This is a genomic window from Corynebacterium nuruki S6-4 (assembly GCF_007970465.1).
Classification (GTDB): domain Bacteria; phylum Actinomycetota; class Actinomycetes; order Mycobacteriales; family Mycobacteriaceae; genus Corynebacterium; species Corynebacterium nuruki.
In genome coordinates this window covers 730,129-748,365 of sequence record NZ_CP042429.1, presented here as the reverse complement: position 1 = coordinate 748,365, position 18,237 = coordinate 730,129, and the positions used below count along the sequence as shown (strand labels likewise).

Here is an 18,237-nt window from a genome sequence, read left to right as displayed (position 1 = left end):
GTGGTCAGGCGTGAACAATACCGCTCGCCGAGACGGCACACCGGACAAGAAAACCGTCGCCGACATCTACGTATCCAACGCCCGACCCGCCCGCCACCAGCACGTCACCGACCGCAAACCGCCGAAGAAGCAGGGGGGTCCGGCCGGGGCCGCGGCCGGCCAGGGCCGGCCGAAGAAGGACACCGAGAAGACCCGCCTGCAGAAGGTGCTGGCCGCCGCCGGCGTCGCGTCCCGCCGGATGAGCGAAAAGCTCATCGAGGAGGGTCGCGTCGAGGTCAACGGCCGGATCGTCACGACGCAGGGCCTGCGCGTCGACCCGGAGAACGACGTCATCCGCGTCGACGGCACCCGCGTCATCGCCGACGAGGAGACCGTCACCTTCGCACTGAACAAGCCGCGCGGCGTCCACTCCACCATGCACGACGACATGGGCCGGCCCTGCCTGTCCGACCTCGTCGGCGACCGTGTCGCCGCCGGACAGCGGCTGTTCCACGTCGGCCGCCTCGACGCCCAGACCGAGGGCCTGCTGCTGCTCACCAACGACGGAGAGCTCGCCAACCGGCTGATGCACCCGCGCTACGGCATCACGAAGACCTACCTGGCCACCGTGCTGGGAGAGGCGGACCGCGCGCTGGTCCGGCAGCTCACCGAGGGCATCGAACTCGACGACGGCATCGCCAAGGCCGACGACATGCAGATCATCGACGTCTGGCAGGGAAAGTCCCTGGTGAAGATCGTGCTGCACGAGGGCCGCAAGCACATCGTGCGCCGCATGCTCAAGGAGGCCGGCTACCCGGTGCAGGCGCTGGTGCGCACCAAGGTGCACACCGTGCAGCTCGGCGACCAGAAGCCCGGCACCCTGCGCGCCCTCAACCGCGCGGAACTGACCAGCCTGTACAACGCGGTGGAGATGTGAGGAGCATGACCGTGACCGACCAGAATCTCACCGCAGTCGACAACGTCGTCGGCGGCGGCTTCATCGTCGCCATCGACGGCCCCTCCGGGACCGGGAAATCGACCGTCAGCCGGGCGCTGGCCCGCGCCGCCGGGGCGAAGTACCTCGACACCGGCGCGATGTACCGCGTCGCGACCCTCCACGTCCTGCGCGCCGGCATCGACCCGTCGGACGCCGCCGCGGTCGCCGCCGCCACCGCCGACCTGCCCATCGAGGTCAACGAGGACCCCGCCTCCACCTCCACCCTGCTGGCCGGGGAGGACGTCTCCGGGGAGATCCGCGGCCCCGAGGTCACCGCCCACGTCTCCGCGGTCTCCGCGGTGCCGGCGGTGCGCGCCAACCTCGTCGCCCTGCAGCGCTCCCTCGCCCTCGGCGCGGGTCGCTGCGTGGTCGAGGGCCGGGACATCGGCACCGCCGTGCTGCCGGACGCCGCCTGCAAGGTCTTCATGACCGCGGCCGCCGAGATCCGGGCACGCCGCCGCTATGACCAGGACATCGCCGCCGGACGGGCGGCCGACTTCGACGCGGTGCTCGCCGACGTGGAGCGCCGCGACGCGGCGGACTCCTCGCGTACGGTGTCGCCGCTGCGTCCCGCCGAGGACGCCACCCTGCTGGACACGGGGGACATGACCATTGACGAGGTGCTCGCGGAACTCGGCCGACTGGCCACCGCCTCGGCACAGCACCCCGCCGACTTCAGCGCCGATTCCAGGGAGACTGCCAAGTGAGCGACGAGACCAACGAGCGGGACGAGGACCTCGTCTTCCGCACCACCGACGGCGAGATCGTCGGCGACTTCTCCGACGAGGACGAGTTCTTCGGCGAATACGACGAGGACGACTTCGTCGACGAAGACGACCTCGACGACGGCGACAACAGCGACAGTGACGACGGCGACGGCCCCGAGTTCATCGTCACCGGTGCCGGCCCGGACGAGGCCGACTTCGACCTGCTGACCGGCACCGACGAGGACACGGACTGGGACGCCGTCGAGGCGGCCTTCGGCGTCCTCGGCGACGACGAGGCCGAGCGCGAGGCACTGTGCACCGTCGCCATCGTCGGACGCCCCAACGTCGGCAAGTCCACCCTGGTCAACCGCTTCATCGGCCGCCGCGAGGCCGTCGTCGAGGACTTCCCGGGTGTGACCCGTGACCGGATCTCCTACCTCGGTGACTGGAACGGACGCCGCTTCTGGGTGCAGGACACCGGCGGCTGGGACCCGGACGCCAAGGGCATCCACGCCGCCATCGCCCGCCAGGCGGAGACCGCCATGGCCACCGCCGACGTCATCGTCTTCGTCGTCGACACCAAGGTCGGCATCACCTCCTCCGACGAGATCATCGCCCGCCGACTGCAGCGCTCCACCGTGCCGGTCGTCCTGGTGGCGAACAAGTTCGACTCGGATTCCCAGTACGCCGACATGGCGGAGTTCTGGGGGCTGGGTCTCGGTGACCCGTTCCCGGTCTCCGCGCAGCACGGCCGTGGCGCCGCCGACGTGCTCGACAAGGTGCTCGCCTCCTTCCCGGCCGAACCGCGCGCGATCTCCGTCGTGTCCGGTCCGCGACGGGTGGCCCTGGTGGGGCGTCCGAACGTGGGCAAGTCCTCGCTGCTCAACAAGCTGTCCCACGAGGAACGCTCGGTCGTCGACAATGTCGCCGGCACGACCGTCGACCCGGTGGACTCCATCGTCGAGCTGGAGGAACAGAACTGGCGATTCGTGGACACCGCCGGTATCCGGCGGAAGACCAAGACCGCCCGGGGCCACGAGTACTATGCCTCGCTGCGGACCCGCGCGGCCATCGACGCCGCCGAGGTCGTCATCTTCCTGGTGGACGCCTCCGAGCCGATCGCCGAGCAGGACCAGCGGGTGCTGCGCATGATCCTCGACGCCGGCCGCGCCCTCGTCGTCGCCTACAACAAGTGGGATCTCGTCGACGAGGACCGGCGCGACGACCTGGAGCGCGAGATCGACCTGCAGCTGTCGCACGTGCCGTGGGCCCGCCGGATCAACATCTCGGCGAAGACCGGCCGCGCCCTGCAGCGCCTGGAGCCGGCGATGATCGAGGCCCTGGAGAGCTGGGACCAGCGCATCCCCACCGGTCAGCTCAACACCTGGCTGCGTGCGGTGATCGCGCAGACCCCGCCGCCGATGCGTGGCGGACGCCTGCCGCGGGTGCTGTTCGCCACCCAGGCCTCTGCCGAGCCGCCGGTGATCGTGCTGTTCACCACCGGCTTCCTGGAGCACGGCTACCGCCGGTTCCTGGAGCGCCGGCTGCGCGAGTCCTTCGGTTTCGAGGGCTCGCCGGTGCGTATCGCCGTGCGCGTGCGCGAGAAGCGGGACCGGCGGAAGAAGAAGTAGGGCCGGGGTCCGCCTTCTCCCCGGTTTTTCACACCGGCGACCGGGGTCGGGCCCGTTGACGCAGGGCGCTGACCTGCGCGTCTCACGATGCGGGACCGCGGCGAGGTGTGAAAAACCAGGGTGCGGTCGGCCGTGAGCCGAACCCTGGTCGGGGTGAGGGCGGGGGAGTAGGCTCCGCGGACCATGAGCAGTTCATTCCAGGTGCCGCAGCAGCCCGTGATCCCGCCGCGCTCGGCCGGTGAGGCGGACGCCCGCCCGCCACGCGGGCCGGCGACCCTGTGGTGGTTCCCGCCGGTGGTCAACGACCGGGCGGCACGCACCACCGCCATGCTGGTCGTCGCCCTCTCGGTGGCGACCATCGTCGAGTCACTGGTGGGGTGGGACGCCGCCGCGGTGGTCCTGAACCTGCTGCTGTTCCTCGGTTTCGTCCTGCGGGTGCTGGCCGGGCCCCGGTTCGACCCGTTCGGCCAGCTGTCGGTGCGGTGGCTGGCGCGGGTAGCGTTCGGGGAGCCCGTGATGACCGCCGGCCCGCCCAAGCGGTTCGCCCAGGGCATCGGGGTGGTGTTCTCCGGGGTGGCGCTGGTGCTCCGGCTGGTCGGGTGGCCGGTGGCGGCGGATGTGGTGCTGCTCCTGCTGGTGGTGGCGGCCTCCCTGGAAGGCTTCGCCGGGTTCTGCCTGGGCTGCCGGATGTTCGGCTGGCTGCAGAACAGGGGAGTGATCAGCCCGGACATCGCCTCGGACTGCGCAGTGCGGTGAGCCGGCGGCCGCACGTAGTCTCGTCGTCATGTCCCCTGAGCCTCCCGGGCCCACAGCGCCCACAGCGGTCGTAACCCCTGCAGCGCCCACCGACGCTGCGTCCCCCGGTACGCGTCGGCGCCGCTCCATGGCGGTCGCGGCGTTCGGCACGGTCGTGGAGTGGTACGACTTCTCCGTCTTCTTCTACGTCTCGTCCAGCCTGGCGACCACCTTCTTCGGCGGCGACGAGGGATCCCTGCTGCTGACCCTCGCCCTCGGGGCGGCCGGGTTCGTCTTCCGGCCGGTCGGGGCGATGGTCTTCGGCCATCTCGGCGACCGGATCGGACGCAGGGCGTCGCTGATCGTCTCCGCCTCCCTGATGGCCGCGGCACTGGCGGGGATCGCGGTCATGCCGGGGTCGGACACGGTCGGCGTCTGGGGTGGAGTGGGTGTGCTGGTGCTGCGCTGCCTGGCCGGGTTCGCCGTCGGCGCCGAATACACCGGCATCATGGTGTACCTCGCCGAGACCGCCCGGGACGGCCGGCGCGGCCTGGCGGCCAGCTGGGCGGCCGCGAATTCCGAGATCGGTTCCCTGCTGGCGGTCGGCGGCGGCTACCTGATGTCCCGGCTGCTGACCCCGGCGGACCTGGACGCCTGGGGATGGCGGGTGCTGTTCCTGGCCGGGGCGGCGCTGGCCGCGCTGATGGTCCCGCTGCGCCGGCTCATGGATGAGACGACGACGTTCGAGGAGGTCCGGGATAACCCGGCCGACCCCGGCCGGTCCCCGTTGCTCACCGTGCTGCGGTCGCACCCGCGGGCTGTGGTCGTCGCCTTCCTGGTCTCCGCGGCGGGGTCGGCCGCCTACTTCCTCAACATCACCAACGTGCCGACATATCTCGAGACGACCGCGGATATGCCGGGCACCACGTCACTGTGGCTGGGTACGGTGGCCGCGGTGGTCGCCATTATCGTCACCCCGTTGTTCGGCCTGGCTTCCGATGTCGTCGGGCGTCGCCCGGTGTTCGTGGTCCTGGCAGTGGTCATCCTGGTGACGACACTGCCGGCGTACCTGCTGCTCGCCGGCGGTTCCGGGTCGGCGGCGCTGGTGGGCGGGGCCTTTCTCGCGGTCCCCGCGGCGGGCTGGAGCGCGGTCGCGGCGTCCGCCGTCCCCGAGCAGTTCACCGCGGTCGGCCGGTTCTCGGGGATGGCGGTCGGCTACAACATCGCCACGGTCCTCTTCGGCGGACTGTCGCCGTTCGTGGCGACCTGGCTGATCACCGTCACCGGCTCGGTCTACGCCCCGGCCTGGTACGCGGTGGCGGTGATCATCGTCACCGGTGTGCCGGCACTGGTGCTGTTCCGGGACCGGGCGCACCGGCCGTTGGCGGAGATCAACCGGGACGACCTGCTCGGCGCACCGCCTGTGCGGTCGCAGTGACGTCGTACCGGGTGACGCGGCAGCAGCCGCCGATCCTGGAAACTGGACTACCGCCACAGGTACGATGGACCCGGACCAGGGAGGCCAGCACATGGACGACTACCGCACCGAGGACCAGAAGGTCGCCGCCGTCGCCGCGTCGATGACGATGGCGGGGCAGCCGTTGAGCAAGGAGACTGAGCAGGAAGGCCGGCGGATTCTCCGGGGAGAGATCTCTGCCGACCAGTCTGCTCTGGAGCTGCTGGAGAAGCGAGGTTACGGGGACACCCCCCGAGCTCGTGAGCTACGCCGGCGGATCGCCGCGAGCGCATAGGGGATGGACATGGGGGAGGAAAACGCGGGGGTACCCGACAACTGGTTCGGGATCACCGATGCCGTTGAGCTGGAGGACATCGGAGGAGAACTTGCAGCCAGGAGGCTCTTCGAACTCGAAAACTCGGCACCACTGACCAGTTTCACCCGTGATGACCTGTGTCGAGTGCACGCCTACCTTATGCAGGACGTCTACCCGTGGGCCGGGCGAATACGTACCACCGAGGTCGGTGCAATGGGGATGGCGATGTGCCGGGCACAGTACGTCGACCGGGAACTCGACCGGGTGTTCCGCGACATCGGGCGGCGTCCGCCCTCACCCACGGATGTAGATGCTGCAGTAGCTGCTGTGGCCGAGCATTGGTCGGAGCTGACGATGGTGCACCCGTTCCAGGACGGGAACTCCCGGACCCAGCGCTACTTCTTCGACCAGATGCTCCGGAGTGCAGGCTGGGCCGTGGACTGGACAGTGATCAACGCCGACCGGGTGCACGCCGCCCGCTACGTCGGGGCAGCCACGGTGGACTACTCGTTCCTCGCCCGGGAGCTGCGTCCTGCGGTGGTGCCGGCGGATCAGGCGGCCTCAGGTGCACTGTCAGTGACCGAGGGAGTGCGTGACAACCGCTCGGCCGCAGAGATCTTCCACCAGATGATGGCGTCAAAACATCGGTAGCTGGCGCTACCCGGTGACCTCGTCGTAGATGATCGGCCGTGAGTACTGCTTCCGGAACTCGGTGGGCGTCATCCCGTGGCGGGCGGTGAATGCCCAGGTGAAGCCGGAGACGCGACGCATTCATCCGCAGGTCGGAGTTCCACAGGGTGAAGGACTGGCCGGTTTCTTTCCGGAAGTGTTCGAACAGTCTGCCCTGCGGAATGCCGAGGTTCTCGCTCCACTGCGACAGGGTGCGGAGACTGCCGGCTGCCCGCTCACCATGAGCACAAAGTACGGGGACATCACCCTGGACAGTCACCGGAGAATACCCCGGCCTTCGCGAACCTGTCGGCGGTGAAGAAGGGGAATCTGATGTTCACCACCGCTGCTGATCGGGGACGCGTCCGTGAAGTCGAGCACGGATTCCGCGAACAGCCCCTGTCCGACGGATCAGTGCTCGAGTTCGGTGCTCAACAGAGCGGTGAGACGGACCTGCGTAAGTTGCCCACAGTGTCCTGGGGATCTGGGGTAAAGGGTCAGCCTACCCGGCGCCGCGCTGGCTAGGCTGACGGCTCACCCGGGGAGGGAGTGCAATGCGAAAACGTAGTGCGATTCGCATGGAGGGGAAACTATGCTGGCAGATGCGCAGATCACCATCCACCCGCACGCGTACAAGCACGGCTGGATGAAGAACAGGGTCGAGTCCGATTCGCGACAGAAATGAGGAAAGCGCGATGAGTGACTATGTTGCCGCCGACGGCGCTGTGCTGACCGATGCGGTCATTGCGGAGCTCGCGCAGGAGGCGGAGCAGGGGTTCCGGAACTCCGAGCTGACGGCTGAGGCGTCCCCGTGGAGACGACCCTCGACGTAAGTCGGGTTGGGCGCCATCACCACAATTAAGCACGGTCCCGGCGAACAGCGCGGCGCTCGAAGATGGTCAGCGCTTGCCGAAGCGCTGGTACGCGGCCTGTTTGCTGACATCCAGGGCGGCACCGATGACAGTCCAGGAATCACCTGCGTCCCGGGCCGCGTCCACAGCTGCCTGCAGCTCGTCCTTTGCGGCATCGAGATTCTTACGCGCGGCGATGATGCGGCGGAAGTGGCTGGCATCTCTGGCGGGCATGGTAGCCGGGTCGATGGCATCGAGGCCGGTCGCCTCGTTGATGTGGCTGGTGGTCATGGGTAAGCCGTCCTTATCGGAGATAGTCGTGGAACTTGGCGCGAAGTCGGTCGGCATGGATGATCCTCGTGGGGTCTCCGGCGGGCACCGCGACGAGTTCCAGGAGGATGCCGCCCGGGTCTGGACCGATGATCAGTAGCCGGTCTTCGCCGTGGTATTCGTACTCGATGAGCCGGATAGCGTTCTCCCAGGCGTGGCGGATCGATTCCTCTGAGACGTCATGTTTGAGAGCACTGTCAGCGACCCTCATACGTAAACTCTATCTTGACGTTGGCGGGAGCGTCAAGGATATATTGACGTTGATCGGGCAGGGGTCAGGCGGCAGAAGCATGTGGAGGTCTCCCCGTGTCGTACTGCCGTCTGAAGGCAGCGGTTCCGTTGACGGTACGCGGTGCTACGTCGTCCACACGACGGCGAAATCTCAAAACCCCCGGTACCTGTGGACAACTCAGCCCCTGTGGACAACATCAAGATGGACAGGAATGCGGCGGCATATCCCGCTTCGTCACCTACCGCCCGCGCACCGCCTGCGCGATCGCGGTGATCTCCCGTGGGGTCACCCGGCAGCAGCCGCCGATGAGGCGCACGCCGGCGTCGAGGAAGTCCGGGACCGCGTCCAGCAGACTGGTGGTCGCCCCACCCGCAGACTCCGCCGTGCGCGGCAGCCAGCAGCGGTTCACGTGGTCCCACAGCTCACCGCTGTTCGGGTACACCGACAGTGGCAGGGGACGCCCCGCCTCAGCCAGCCCCTCACCCAGTGCCCGGACACCGGCGAGGGCGGCGTCCGCGCTGACGCAGTTCACGCCGACCGTGCGGAATGCCGGGGTCTCCGCGACGATCCGGGCGACCTCCGAGAGCTCGGTACCGTCGCTCAGGGTCACCCCGTCGGCCAGCGTCCCCGGGGTGCGGGGGAGCACCGTCACACTGAGCAGGGCGTCCACCCCGGCGGCGGTGAACTCGCGGGCCAGTGCCTCGATCTCCCGGACCGAGGGCACGGTCTCCGCAAGGAGCACGTCCGCCCCCGAGTCGGCGAGAATCCCGATCCGGTCGCGGTGCCAGTCCGCCAGCTCGTCGACAGTCAGCCCGTAGGCACCGTCGTACTCGGTGCCCTCACCCGGGCCCGCACCGTAGGGACCGACCGAGGCGGCGACCCAGCGCGGCGCACCGGCCGCCTCGGCAGCAGCGGACGCCGCCTCCCGCGCCACCGACACCGCCCGGCGCAGCAGCAGTTCCGATTCGGACACCGCGTCCGACCGCGACATGCCGGTGGCCACCAGCCCGTCGACGGTCACCTCGTAGGAGCAGGCCGTGGCGACCTCGGCACCGGCGGCGAAGAAGTCGGCGTGGGCGGCCCGGACCTCATCCGGGTTGTCCTTCAGGATCTGGGCGGACCACAGGGCGCCGGTGATGTCGTTGCCGCGGTCCTCCAGGCGGGTGCCCAGGCCGCCGTCGAGGATCACCGGGCGCTCGGCGAGGGTGTCGAACAGGGAAGGGGAGTGCTTATCAGTCATCATCACGAGTATAGGCTTATCCCCATGACAGAGACCGCCGGGGCAGCCGGCACAGTACACACCGGCCTGCAACGCACCATGGAGCAGCGCCACCTGGTGATGATCGCCCTCGGCGGCGTCATCGGCTCCGGCCTGTTCGTCTCCTCCGGGTACACCATCGGGGAGGCCGGCCCGCTCGGCGCGGTGCTGGCCTACGTCCTCGGTGCCCTCGTCGCCTGGATGGTGATGTGCTGCCTCGGCGAACTCGCCGTGGTCTGGCCGGTCTCCGGCGGCTTCCACATCTACGCCTCCCGCAACCTCGGCCCCGCCTGGGGTTTCGCCACCGCCTGGCTGTACTGGCTGTGCTGGGCGGTGGCACTGGGCAGTGAGTTCACGGCGTCCGGGATCCTCATGCAGCGCTGGTTCCCCGGGGTCGACGTGTGGGTGTGGTGCGTGGTCTTCGGGGTCTTCCTGTTCGTCCTCAACGCCGTCTCCGCCCGCGTCTTCGGCGAGACCGAGTTCTGGCTCTCGCTGATCAAGGTCGTCGCCGTCCTCGCCCTCATCGTCGTGGGGGCGGCGACCATCGTCGGCATCAACCCGGTCGCCGACGGCCCCGCCGTCTGGCTCACCAATTTCGACACCGACCACGGACTGTTCCCCGAGGGCCTCGGCAGCATGCTCGTGGTCACCCTCGGCGTGTTCTACGCCTTCTCCGGCACCGAACTGATCGGGGTGGCCGCCGGGGAGACGAAGGATCCGGCGACGGTGATCCCGAAGGCGATCCGCACCGCCGTGCTGCGGCTGACGGTGTTCTTCGTCGGCGCCATCTTCGTCATCGCCGCCCTCGTGCCCTACGAGGACGCCGGCCTGGACGAATCCCCCTTCGTCACCGTCTTCGACATCGCCGGGATCCCCGGGATGGGCGACGTGATGAACTTCGTCATCATCGCCGCGCTGCTGTCGGCGGGGAACTCGGGGCTGTTCTCCTGCACCCGCATGCTGCACTCGATGGCGGCGGAGGGGCAGGCGCCGAAGGCCTTCCTGCGCACCACGAAGCGCGGCATCCCGATGCTCGCACTGTGCGTGTCGATGATCGGCGGGGTGGCCTCGCTGCTGTCGAGTGAGATCGCGCCGGGCAGCCTTTACATGATCCTCGTGTCGATCGCCGGTTTCGCGGTGGTGGCGGTGTGGATCGCGATCGCAGCCTCGCAGCTGATGTTCCGTCGCCGGTTCGCCGCCGCCGGGGGCCGGGTCGCCGGGCTGCATTACCGGGCCCCGGCCTCCCGGGTGCTGGCCTGGCTCTCGATCATCGCGCTGGTGGCGTCCCTCATCGGGGTCGGGTTCGACGCCGACCAGCGGGAGGCGCTCACCATCGGCGTCCCGTTCACCGTGCTGTGCCTGGTGTACTACCGGTGGCGTCCCGGCAGGCCTGACCCGGGAAATCTTCACCTTCTGGGGTACGTGCAGCCCTGCAGGACGTACCTCAGTAAGTGAAGATTTCTAGGGGCCGACCTTTCGCGCGCAGCGGCGCAACGCTACCGCCGTGGCCACCGCCACCGCAGCACAGCCGCAGAAGTACAGTCGCTCCGCACCCGGATCGCCGGGGGAGTAGAACCCGGACACCACTCCGGCTGCCGCGGTCCCGACCGCCATGGACAGGAAGTACAGTGCCGAGAAGCGGGTGGCGAACCGGGCAGGTGCCAGATCTCCGGCGGCCGCCATGCCGACCGGTCCGACATTGATCTCCCCGAGGGTGATGAGCAGGATCGCGGTGACAAGGACGGGCAGCGGGGTCGAGGCCTCGCCGCCGTCGGCGAAGGGGACGAAGACCAGCATGCCGGCCCCCGCCATCGCCACGCCGACCGACATCCGGTGTGCCGGGGACGCGCCGGGCCGGGCCGCACGCCGGTGCGACCAGACCCATCCGGTGACCGGAATGGCGATGAGCAGGAACACCGGGTTGAGTGACTGCGTCCAGGCCGCGGGCATCTCCCAGCCGAGCAGGGTGCGGTCCAGTCGCAGATCGGAGTACACCGCGAGGACCCCGAAATTCTGGTTGAGCATCGCCCAGAACACCGAGGACCCGATGAACAGGGGGATGAAGGCGCGGATGTTGCGCCGTTCCGCGGCCGTGACACCCGGTGCGGTGAGTATGCTGACGAAGGTCACCACGGCGACGAGCACCACGGCGATGAGCATCCCGTCCGTCAGAGCCTCCACCCCGGTCACCCCGGTGACGGCGAGGACCGTGACGACGATGACTGTTGCGGTCACCGTCGGGACCACGATGAGGACGCTGCGTCGGTCGGCGGGCTGACCGGGGTGCAGGACGGCCCGGCGGGCGGTGTCGGGCAGGGTGGCGAGGTACCTCCGTCGCAGTGTGAGGTACATGACCAGGCCGAGGACCATGAGGACGGCGGCGGCGGAGAAACCGGCGCGGAAGCCGTGGTGCTGCTGCAGCCAGCCGGTGAGCATAGGGCCGAAGAAAGCTCCGATGTTGATGCCGAGGTAGAAGACGAGGAAGCCGGTGTCCGCCCGCCGGGTGCCGCCCTGTCCGCTGAAGCAGTGGCCGAGCACGGTGACGGCGGATGCTTTCAGTGACCCGGAGCCGACGGCGATGAGGGCGAGTCCGGTCACGGTGCCGGGGACGCCGCCGACGAGTCCCATGGTGAGGTGCCCGGCGACGAGCAGGATCGCGCCACCGAGGAGGGTGCGTTCAGCGCCGAGGAATCGGTCACTGATCCAGCCGCCGGCGATGGTGCACAGGTACACCGCCGCGCCGTAGGCGCCGATGACGGCGGTGGCGGTGGTGTGATCCATGCCGAGTCCGCCGAGTTCGGTGGAGTGGTAGAGGAAGTAGACGAGGATCGCCTGCATGCCGTAGAAGCTGAAGCGTTCCCACATCTCGATGCCGGCGACGGCGGTCACGGCGGTGGCGGTTGTGTCGGGAGTGCGTCCGACCTGGACTGTACGGTGTTCAATTGACGTCACCCGGGAAACTCAACCATCGATTTGAACACTGTTCAAGTTTGGGTGACGATAGTGGCCATGCAGCCCACATCTGACTCCACCACGGACACCCGCCACATCTGGCACCCCTACTCACCGCTGCCCGGACCCCGCCCCAACCTCCCCGTCGCCGCCGCGGACGGGGTGTACCTGACCCTCGACGACGGCCGGGTCCTCATCGACGCCATGAGCTCCTGGTGGGCCGCCGCCCACGGGCACCGGCACCCCGATCTCGTCGCCGCCGCCCACCGGCAGCTCGACATCCTGCCTCACGTCATGTTCGGCGGCCTGACCCACACCCCCGCCGTGGAGCTCACCCGGCGTCTCCTCGCCCTCACCGCCGACGCTTTCGGCCCCGGCGCGCCCGACGCGGTGTTCTACTCGGACTCCGGCTCTGTCGCCGTCGAGGTGGCGGTCAAGGCCGCCCTGCAGGCACAGCGCGCAGCCGGCCACCCGGAGCGCACCCGCCTGCTGACCTGGCGCTCCGGCTACCACGGCGACACCTTCGGGGCGATGTCGGTCTGCGACCCCGACGGCGGGATGCACGCCCTGTGGACCGGCACCCTCGCCGACCAGCTCTTCGCGCCCGCCCCACCGGTCCGCGGCAGCAGTGACCGGGAGATCGCCGACTACCTGCAGGTCTTCGACAGTCTCATTGACGGGACGGTCGCCGCGGTCATCATCGAACCGGTGGTCCAGGGGGCCGGTGGGATGCGCTTCCACGACCATGCACTCGTCGCCGGCGTCCGGCGGATCTGCGACGCCCACGGCGTCCTGCTCATCGCCGACGAGATCGCCACCGGCTTCGGACGCACCGGCGACCTGCTCACCACCGCCGCCGCCGGGGTGACCCCCGACATCCTCTGCGTCGGCAAGGCACTGACCGGCGGGATGATGACCCTGGCCGCCACCCTCACCACCCGGGCCGTCGCCGACGCGGTCAGTTCACCGGCCGGCGGCGGGGCACTGATGCACGGCCCCACCTTCATGGCCAACCCGCTGGCGTGTGCGGTCGCCGCGGCATCCCTCGACCTCGTCGCCGCCGGCTACTGGCGGGAGACCGTTCCCCGGATCGCCACGGAACTGGAGCGGGGGCTCACCCCGCTGGCCGGCAGGGACGCCGTCGCCGACGTCCGGGTCCTCGGGGCGGTCGGCGTCGTCGACCTGCACCGGCCCCTCGACGATGCCGCCATGACCGCGGCCACCGACGCCGCCGTGGCGACCGGGGTGTGGCTGCGGCCGTTCGGACGCCTCATCTACGTCATGCCGCCGTTCATCAGCACCACCGGGGAGGTCGCCACGATCTGCGCCGGAGTGCGGGCGGCCGTCGATGCCGCGGACAGGGCGGAGGTGCACGCATGATCGTCTGCGTCACCGGGACCGGCACCGATGTCGGCAAGACCGTCGCCACCGCCGCACTCGCCGTGCACCTGGTACAGGACGGCCACCGGGTGGGTGTGGTCAAACCCGTCCAGACCGGGGAACCCGGCGGACCGTCCGACCGTGGCGATCTGGCCACCGTGCACCGGCTCACCGGGATCACCGACCTCCACGAGTTCCACCGCTATCCCGAGCCGCTGGCCCCGGACCTCGCCGCACGCCGGGCGGGCATGCCGGCGGCACAGCTGCCCGATATCGCGCGCCGGTTGCGGACCCTCGACGCCGCCGACCCGGACCGGATCCTGCTCGTCGAGGGGGCGGGCGGGATCCTCGTCCGGCTGGGGGAGAACTGGACCCTCGCCGACCTCGCCGTGGAACTGGACGCCCCGGTCGTCGTGGTCACCACGCTGGGCCTGGGTTCGCTCAACGCCGCGGAGCTGACGGTGCGCTGCGCACTGGACCACGGACTCCGGGTGCTCGGCCTGGTCGGTGGCAGTCTGCCGCCGGACCCGGACCTGGCGACCGGGCTGAATGTGGCCGAACTGCCGGTGGTCACCGGTGTGCCGCTGCTCGGCTGTGTGCCCGCCGGCGCCGGACAGCTGGTCCCGGCGGAGTTCGCGGCGCTGGCCCGGACGGCGCTGGCTCTGCCGTTCACCTGCTGCCATCCCGCCGGGCATGCGAAAACCCGCCCGGATCTCCTCGGTGGAGGAGACCCGGGCGGGTCGGTGCTGGTCGGACTGACAGGATTTGAACCTGCGACCCCTACACCCCCAGTGTAGTGCGCTGCCAAACTGCGCCACAGTCCGCCGTCCATTGCTGAACGACGCACAGCTTACAACACGGGGATTCGTGGGCGCCAATCCGCAGGTCGGACCTACTCAGCGGGCTGTACCGGGGCCTCGGTGACGACCACGCCGTCGGCGTCCGCGTAGGCGATGTGGCCGGGCACGAAGTCCACCCCGCCGAAGTGCACGACGGCATCCCGCTCGCCCGCACCGTCCTTGGCGGACTTGCGGGGGTTGGTGCCCAGCGCCTTGGCGCCGAACTCCATGCCGCCCACGGCGGCGGAATCGCGGATGGCGCCGTTGATGATCACGCCGGCCCAGCCGTGCTGCACCCCGAACTCGGCGATCATGTCGCCCATCAGGGCGGTGTGGACCGAGGCATCCCCGTCGACGACGAGCACGCCGCCGGGGTTGTCCTCCTGCAGGATCTTCTTGACCAGGCCGTTGTCCTGGAAACAGCGGACCGTGGTGATCGGGCCGCAGAAGTCGGTGCGGCCGCCGAGGTCACGGAACTGGGTGTCGCAGCTGCGGACGTCCGCGCCGATGATGTCCACGAGGTCCGCGGTGGGGATGAAGGTGATGTCGGTCATGTCCGGTCAGTCTAGTGCCGTGATGTACTGCCGCGCCCACCAGGCGATCGTCTCCCCGGCATGCTGCGCCGAACCCCGCCAGGTCAGCAGGTGGTCGGCCTCCGGCAGGCTGATGAACGACTTCGGCCACGGGGCGGCGGCGAACAGCCGGGCGGCCTCGGCCACTGGCACGGTCTGGTCGACGGGGGAGTGCAGGACGAGCAGCGGCACCCGCAGCCCGCCGATCCGCTCCGCCAGCACCGCCGGATCGGACTGTGCGGCGAGGTCGGTGAGGAAACTGCGGCGGAAGGCCAGGTCCCGGCCCGACAGGGCCACGGTCTGCGGGGTGTCGTCCGGCGCGGCGAGCAGTCCGGGCAGGGCGTCCCCGAGGGTCGCGGCGGCGTCGGCGGGCCGGTAGGGGGCCCCGACCGTCGCGACGGCGCGCAGTGAGGGGAGGTCGCCGGCGGCGGCGAGGACGGCGGCACCGCCGAGGGAGTGGCCGACGAGCAGTTGCGGGGCACTGAGCTGCTGCGTGGCCCACGCCGCGGCGTCCCGCAGGTCGTCGAGGTCGCTGCTGAAGGTGGTGTCAGCGAAGTCCCCGGTCGAGTCGCCCAGCCCGGTCAGGTCGAAGCGCAGTGCGGCGAACCCGGCGCGGGCCAGGGCCTTGGCAATGCGGAAGGTGGCCGGTGCCTTGCGGGTGCAGGTGAAGCAGTGGACCAGCACGGCGACGGGCACCCGGGCGGCCCGGAATTCCTCGGGCGGCAGATGGGCGACGTCGCCCGGCAGGTCGAGACTGCCGGCGAGGGTCCCGCCGGTGCGGGTGGGGATCTGGATGTCGATGGTGCTCACGCTGCGGACTGCCACGTCCGCCGAGGATACTGCGCGTACCGGACGGACCGTCATCGTCTACCCTGTCTGACGAACACCTGCAGTCCATCCACGGAGGCGAACAATGGCCGGTTTCGGCTGGTTCTGGAAGGCCATGGGGTCGTCGGCGACGGCGAACCAGAAGAAGTCGAAGACGATCGTGTCGGAGTCGACGAAGGCGGCCGACCGGCTGGCCGACGCCCCGGATGCGGAGGTCGTCGACATCGCCCGGTCCTGTATCGGCACCGGGGAGGACCGCGCGATCGTCGATGCGCCGCTGCTGCTCGCCGCACTGCGGGAGGCGGCGTCCCGCACGGTGGGGCTGCGTCCGTTCGACGTGCAGCTGCAGGGTGCCCTGCGCATGCTCGTCGGCGATGTCGTGGAGATGGCCACCGGTGAGGGCAAGACCCTTGTCGGTGGTCTCACCGCGGTGGGCTACGGGCTGCAGGGCAAGAAGGTCCACGTCATCACGGTCAACTCGTTCCTGGCGGGACGCGACGAGGCGTGGATGGGTCCGCTGCTCGACTTCTTCGGGCTGACCCACGGGGCGATCCGTGAGGAGGCGGGGGCGGACGAGCGCCGGGACGTCTACGCCCGCGACGTGATCTTCACCGCGGTCAACGAGGCCGGGTTCGACGTGCTGCGTGACCAGCTGATCACCCGGCGGGCGGACGCGGTGCGGACGCCGGCGGATGTCGCGGTCATCGACGAGGCGGACTCGGTGATGGTCGACGAGGCCCTGGTCCCGCTCGTGCTCGCCGGCTCCGAGCCGGGCCCGGCGCCGGCCGGACAGATCACCGATCTGGTGCGCCGGATGGAGGAGAACCGTCACTTCACCGTCTCCGGGGACCACCGCAGTGTCTTCCTCACCGACGAGGGGGCCGCGTTCATCGAGAAGGAACTCGGCATCGACTCGCTGTACGGCGAGGCCGGCGACAGCGGTGACGCCGCGCCGGGGCCGCTGCTGTCCCAGGTCAACGTCGCCCTGCATGCCCAGCACCTGCTCACCTGCGACGTCCACTACATCGTCCGGGACGGCAAGGTCGCGCTCATCGACAACGCCCGGGGCCGGGTCGCCGAACTGCAGCGGTGGCCGGACGGTCTGCAGGCCGCCGTCGAGGCGAAGGAGGGGCTGAAGGTCACCGACGGTGGCCGGATCCTCGACCAGATCACCGTCCAGGCGCTCATCGGCCTGTACCCCCAGAAGTGCGGGATGACGGGTACCGCGGTGGCGGCCTCGGACCAGCTGCGGCAGTTCTACGACCTGTCGGTGAGCGTCATCGAGCCGAATGTCCCGACGAAGCGGTTCGACGAGGTCGACCACGTCTTCGCCACGGACGAGGACCGGGACGCCGCGGTCATCGACCACATCGTCGAGGTGCAGGGCACCGGGCAGCCGGTGCTCGTCGGCACCCAGGACATCGCCGCCTCCGAGCGCATCGCGGACGCCCTTGTGCTGCGCGGGGTGGACTGCAACGTCCTCAACGCCAAGAACCATGAGGTGGAGGCGGCGACGATCGCCGAGGCGGGGCGTCCCGGCCGGGTCACCGTGTCGACCCAGATGGCCGGCCGCGGCACCGACATCCGGCTCGGCGGCAGCAGTGACGCCGAGGACGCCGAGCACGCCCGGGTCGTCGAACTCGGCGGGCTGCACGTGGTGGGGGTGGGGCGGTTCCGTTCGCAGCGCCTCGACAACCAGCTGCGCGGCCGGGCGGGACGCCAGGGCGACCCGGGCTCCACGGTCTTCTTCGTCAGCCTGGAGGACGACATGGTCGCCGTCGGCGGGGCCGGTGACGAGCTCACCGCCCAGCCGGACGCGGACGGCCGGCTGGAGCAGAAGAAGGTCCTGCAGTTCGTCGACCACTGCCAGCGGGTGACCGAGGGGCAGATGCTGGATATCCACGCCACGACGTGGAAGTACAACAAGCTCATCAACGACCAGCGGCAGATCATCAACGCCCGGCGGGACGCGGTCCTGGACACCGAGACGGCCTGGGACGACCTGAGCCTCCACGACGTGGAGAAGGCCGGGGAACTCACGGCGGCGGGCATCGACCACGCGGTCCTGGTGCAGGCCGCCCGGGAGATCATGCTGTACCACCTCGACCACGAGTGGAGCGACCACCTGGCGTACCTCGACGACATCCGCGAGTCCATCCACCTGCGGGCCATCGCGAACGAGAGCCCGATCGACGAGTTCCACCGGATGTCGATCGCGGCGTTCGGCGAGCTCGCCGGCCGGGCGGTCGCGAAGGCGCGGGAGACCTTCAGTGAGGCCGAGATCACTGCCGGGGGTGTCGATCTGGGTGGACTGGGGCTGCACAAGCCGAGTGCAACCTGGACCTACATGGTCAACGACAACCCGTTGTCCTCGGGCAGCGGGTCGATGATGGGGTCGATCGCCGCCATGTTCCGGTGAAGGCGCCGCCCCCGTCGACAGGGGCGGGTAGTATGATGGCAACGAATCACAGGCGGACCGCCTGATGTGCTTCGGTCCTGCCGCAA

Annotated in this window: 17 protein-coding genes, 1 tRNA gene and 1 pseudogene; 12 read left to right on the top strand and 7 right to left on the bottom strand. The window is 69.7% G+C overall.

Annotated features, from left to right (window positions below; all coding sequences use genetic code 11):
- Nucleotides 1-10: 10 nt before the first annotated feature.
- The 8 genes from FSW06_RS03400 to FSW06_RS14430 all read left to right on the top strand — a co-directional run bounded on the left by FSW06_RS03400 (nucleotide 11) and on the right by FSW06_RS14430 (nucleotide 7,323).
- A complete protein-coding gene (locus FSW06_RS03400) occupies nucleotides 11-916 on the top strand; it encodes a pseudouridine synthase (RefSeq protein WP_010118356.1) in 906 nt (301 codons plus the stop codon).
- A 5-nt stretch (nucleotides 917-921) separates the two neighbouring features.
- Complete coding sequence (cmk, locus tag FSW06_RS03395) at nucleotides 922-1,683, top strand: (d)CMP kinase (RefSeq protein ID WP_010118358.1); 762 nt, start codon at nucleotides 922-924, stop codon at nucleotides 1,681-1,683.
- Nucleotides 1,680-3,314 carry a ribosome biogenesis GTPase Der gene (der, locus tag FSW06_RS03390; protein WP_010118360.1) on the top strand — a complete coding sequence of 545 codons (1,635 nt, stop codon included), beginning with the start codon at nucleotides 1,680-1,682 and terminating at the stop codon, nucleotides 3,312-3,314. The genes cmk and der overlap by 4 nt, the downstream gene beginning before the upstream one ends.
- Nucleotides 3,315-3,497: 183 nt before the next feature.
- Complete coding sequence (locus FSW06_RS03385) at nucleotides 3,498-4,070, top strand: DUF4395 domain-containing protein (RefSeq protein ID WP_010118362.1); 573 nt, start codon at nucleotides 3,498-3,500, stop codon at nucleotides 4,068-4,070.
- A 28-nt stretch (nucleotides 4,071-4,098) separates the two neighbouring features.
- A complete protein-coding gene (locus FSW06_RS03380; protein ID WP_139024352.1) occupies nucleotides 4,099-5,487 on the top strand; it encodes an MFS transporter in 1,389 nt (462 codons plus the stop codon).
- A 91-nt stretch (nucleotides 5,488-5,578) separates the two neighbouring features.
- Nucleotides 5,579-5,800 carry a hypothetical protein gene (locus tag FSW06_RS03375; protein WP_139024353.1) on the top strand — a complete coding sequence of 74 codons (222 nt, stop codon included), beginning with the start codon at nucleotides 5,579-5,581 and terminating at the stop codon, nucleotides 5,798-5,800.
- A gap of 9 nt (nucleotides 5,801-5,809) precedes the next feature.
- Nucleotides 5,810-6,472, top strand: a complete 663-nt coding sequence (locus FSW06_RS03370; protein WP_238525891.1) for a Fic/DOC family protein — start codon at nucleotides 5,810-5,812, stop codon at nucleotides 6,470-6,472.
- Nucleotides 6,473-7,185: 713 nt separating this feature from the next.
- The gene (locus FSW06_RS14430) at nucleotides 7,186-7,323 is read left to right on the top strand and encodes a hypothetical protein (protein ID WP_010118370.1); all 138 of its coding nucleotides are present in this window, start codon (nucleotides 7,186-7,188) and stop codon (nucleotides 7,321-7,323) included.
- 66 nt (nucleotides 7,324-7,389) lie between these two features.
- Here the strand turns inward: FSW06_RS14430 and FSW06_RS03365 are convergent, their stop codons facing one another.
- The 3 genes from FSW06_RS03365 to mmuM all read right to left on the bottom strand — a co-directional run bounded on the left by FSW06_RS03365 (nucleotide 7,390) and on the right by mmuM (nucleotide 9,143).
- Nucleotides 7,390-7,632, bottom strand: a complete 243-nt coding sequence (locus FSW06_RS03365) for a hypothetical protein (protein ID WP_010118372.1) — start codon at nucleotides 7,630-7,632, stop codon at nucleotides 7,390-7,392.
- 13 nt (nucleotides 7,633-7,645) lie between these two features.
- A complete protein-coding gene (locus FSW06_RS03360) occupies nucleotides 7,646-7,882 on the bottom strand; it encodes a hypothetical protein (protein WP_010118374.1) in 237 nt (78 codons plus the stop codon).
- Nucleotides 7,883-8,141: 259 nt separating this feature from the next.
- The gene (gene mmuM, locus FSW06_RS03355) at nucleotides 8,142-9,143 is read right to left on the bottom strand and encodes a homocysteine S-methyltransferase (protein WP_040429729.1); all 1,002 of its coding nucleotides are present in this window, start codon (nucleotides 9,141-9,143) and stop codon (nucleotides 8,142-8,144) included.
- Between the two features lie 24 nt (nucleotides 9,144-9,167).
- Here mmuM and FSW06_RS03350 point away from each other — a divergent pair, with 24 nt between their 5' ends.
- Entirely contained in the window at nucleotides 9,168-10,616 is a 1,449-nt protein-coding gene (locus FSW06_RS03350) for an amino acid permease (RefSeq protein WP_010118377.1), read from the top strand.
- A gap of 6 nt (nucleotides 10,617-10,622) precedes the next feature.
- On the opposite strand, the gene FSW06_RS03345 is transcribed toward FSW06_RS03350, so the two are convergent.
- Entirely contained in the window at nucleotides 10,623-12,113 is a 1,491-nt protein-coding gene (locus tag FSW06_RS03345) for a peptide MFS transporter (RefSeq protein WP_238525892.1), read from the bottom strand.
- 57 nt (nucleotides 12,114-12,170) lie between these two features.
- Here FSW06_RS03345 and FSW06_RS03340 point away from each other — a divergent pair, with 57 nt between their 5' ends.
- Nucleotides 12,171-13,493: an adenosylmethionine--8-amino-7-oxononanoate transaminase gene (locus tag FSW06_RS03340; protein ID WP_010118379.1), complete on the top strand. Its 1,323-nt coding sequence runs from the start codon at nucleotides 12,171-12,173 to the stop codon at nucleotides 13,491-13,493.
- A pseudogene (gene bioD, locus FSW06_RS03335) lies at nucleotides 13,490-14,161 on the top strand (dethiobiotin synthase); the annotation flags it as partial. The gene FSW06_RS03340 and the pseudogene bioD, both read left to right, overlap by 4 nt.
- 79 nt (nucleotides 14,162-14,240) lie before the next feature.
- Here the strand turns inward: bioD and FSW06_RS03330 are convergent.
- From FSW06_RS03330 to FSW06_RS03320, 3 genes are all read right to left on the bottom strand, one after another.
- Nucleotides 14,241-14,317, bottom strand: a tRNA-Pro gene (locus FSW06_RS03330).
- A gap of 68 nt (nucleotides 14,318-14,385) precedes the next feature.
- A complete protein-coding gene (gene rraA, locus FSW06_RS03325; protein ID WP_010118381.1) occupies nucleotides 14,386-14,886 on the bottom strand; it encodes a ribonuclease E activity regulator RraA in 501 nt (166 codons plus the stop codon).
- Between the two features lie 6 nt (nucleotides 14,887-14,892).
- The gene (locus FSW06_RS03320) at nucleotides 14,893-15,729 is read right to left on the bottom strand and encodes an alpha/beta hydrolase family protein (RefSeq protein WP_238525893.1); all 837 of its coding nucleotides are present in this window, start codon (nucleotides 15,727-15,729) and stop codon (nucleotides 14,893-14,895) included.
- Between the two features lie 88 nt (nucleotides 15,730-15,817).
- Here FSW06_RS03320 and secA2 point away from each other — a divergent pair, with 88 nt between their 5' ends.
- Nucleotides 15,818-18,151 (top strand): accessory Sec system translocase SecA2, encoded by a 2,334-nt coding sequence (gene secA2, locus FSW06_RS03315; protein WP_010118383.1) that lies wholly within the window; start codon nucleotides 15,818-15,820, stop codon nucleotides 18,149-18,151.
- Nucleotides 18,152-18,237 lie beyond the last annotated feature (86 nt).

Excerpts from the sequence above, each read along its gene's own strand:
- cmk (WP_010118358.1), top strand. The coding sequence starts at position 922 with ATGACCGTGACCGACCAGAATCTCACCGCAGTCGACAACGTCGTCGGC.
- FSW06_RS03385 (WP_010118362.1), top strand. The coding sequence starts at position 3,498 with ATGAGCAGTTCATTCCAGGTGCCGCAGCAGCCCGTGATCCCGCCGCGC.
- FSW06_RS03380 (WP_139024352.1), top strand. The coding sequence starts at position 4,099 with ATGTCCCCTGAGCCTCCCGGGCCCACAGCGCCCACAGCGGTCGTAACC.
- FSW06_RS03375 (WP_139024353.1), top strand. The coding sequence starts at position 5,579 with ATGGACGACTACCGCACCGAGGACCAGAAGGTCGCCGCCGTCGCCGCG.
- FSW06_RS03370 (WP_238525891.1), top strand. The coding sequence starts at position 5,810 with ATGGGGGAGGAAAACGCGGGGGTACCCGACAACTGGTTCGGGATCACC.
- FSW06_RS14430 (WP_010118370.1), top strand. The coding sequence starts at position 7,186 with ATGAGTGACTATGTTGCCGCCGACGGCGCTGTGCTGACCGATGCGGTC.
- FSW06_RS03365 (WP_010118372.1), bottom strand. The coding sequence starts at position 7,632 with ATGACCACCAGCCACATCAACGAGGCGACCGGCCTCGATGCCATCGAC.
- FSW06_RS03360 (WP_010118374.1), bottom strand. The coding sequence starts at position 7,882 with ATGAGGGTCGCTGACAGTGCTCTCAAACATGACGTCTCAGAGGAATCG.
- mmuM (WP_040429729.1), bottom strand. The coding sequence starts at position 9,143 with ATGACTGATAAGCACTCCCCTTCCCTGTTCGACACCCTCGCCGAGCGC.
- FSW06_RS03350 (WP_010118377.1), top strand. The coding sequence starts at position 9,168 with ATGACAGAGACCGCCGGGGCAGCCGGCACAGTACACACCGGCCTGCAA.
- FSW06_RS03340 (WP_010118379.1), top strand. The coding sequence starts at position 12,171 with ATGCAGCCCACATCTGACTCCACCACGGACACCCGCCACATCTGGCAC.
- rraA (WP_010118381.1), bottom strand. The coding sequence starts at position 14,886 with ATGACCGACATCACCTTCATCCCCACCGCGGACCTCGTGGACATCATC.
- secA2 (WP_010118383.1), top strand. The coding sequence starts at position 15,818 with ATGGCCGGTTTCGGCTGGTTCTGGAAGGCCATGGGGTCGTCGGCGACG.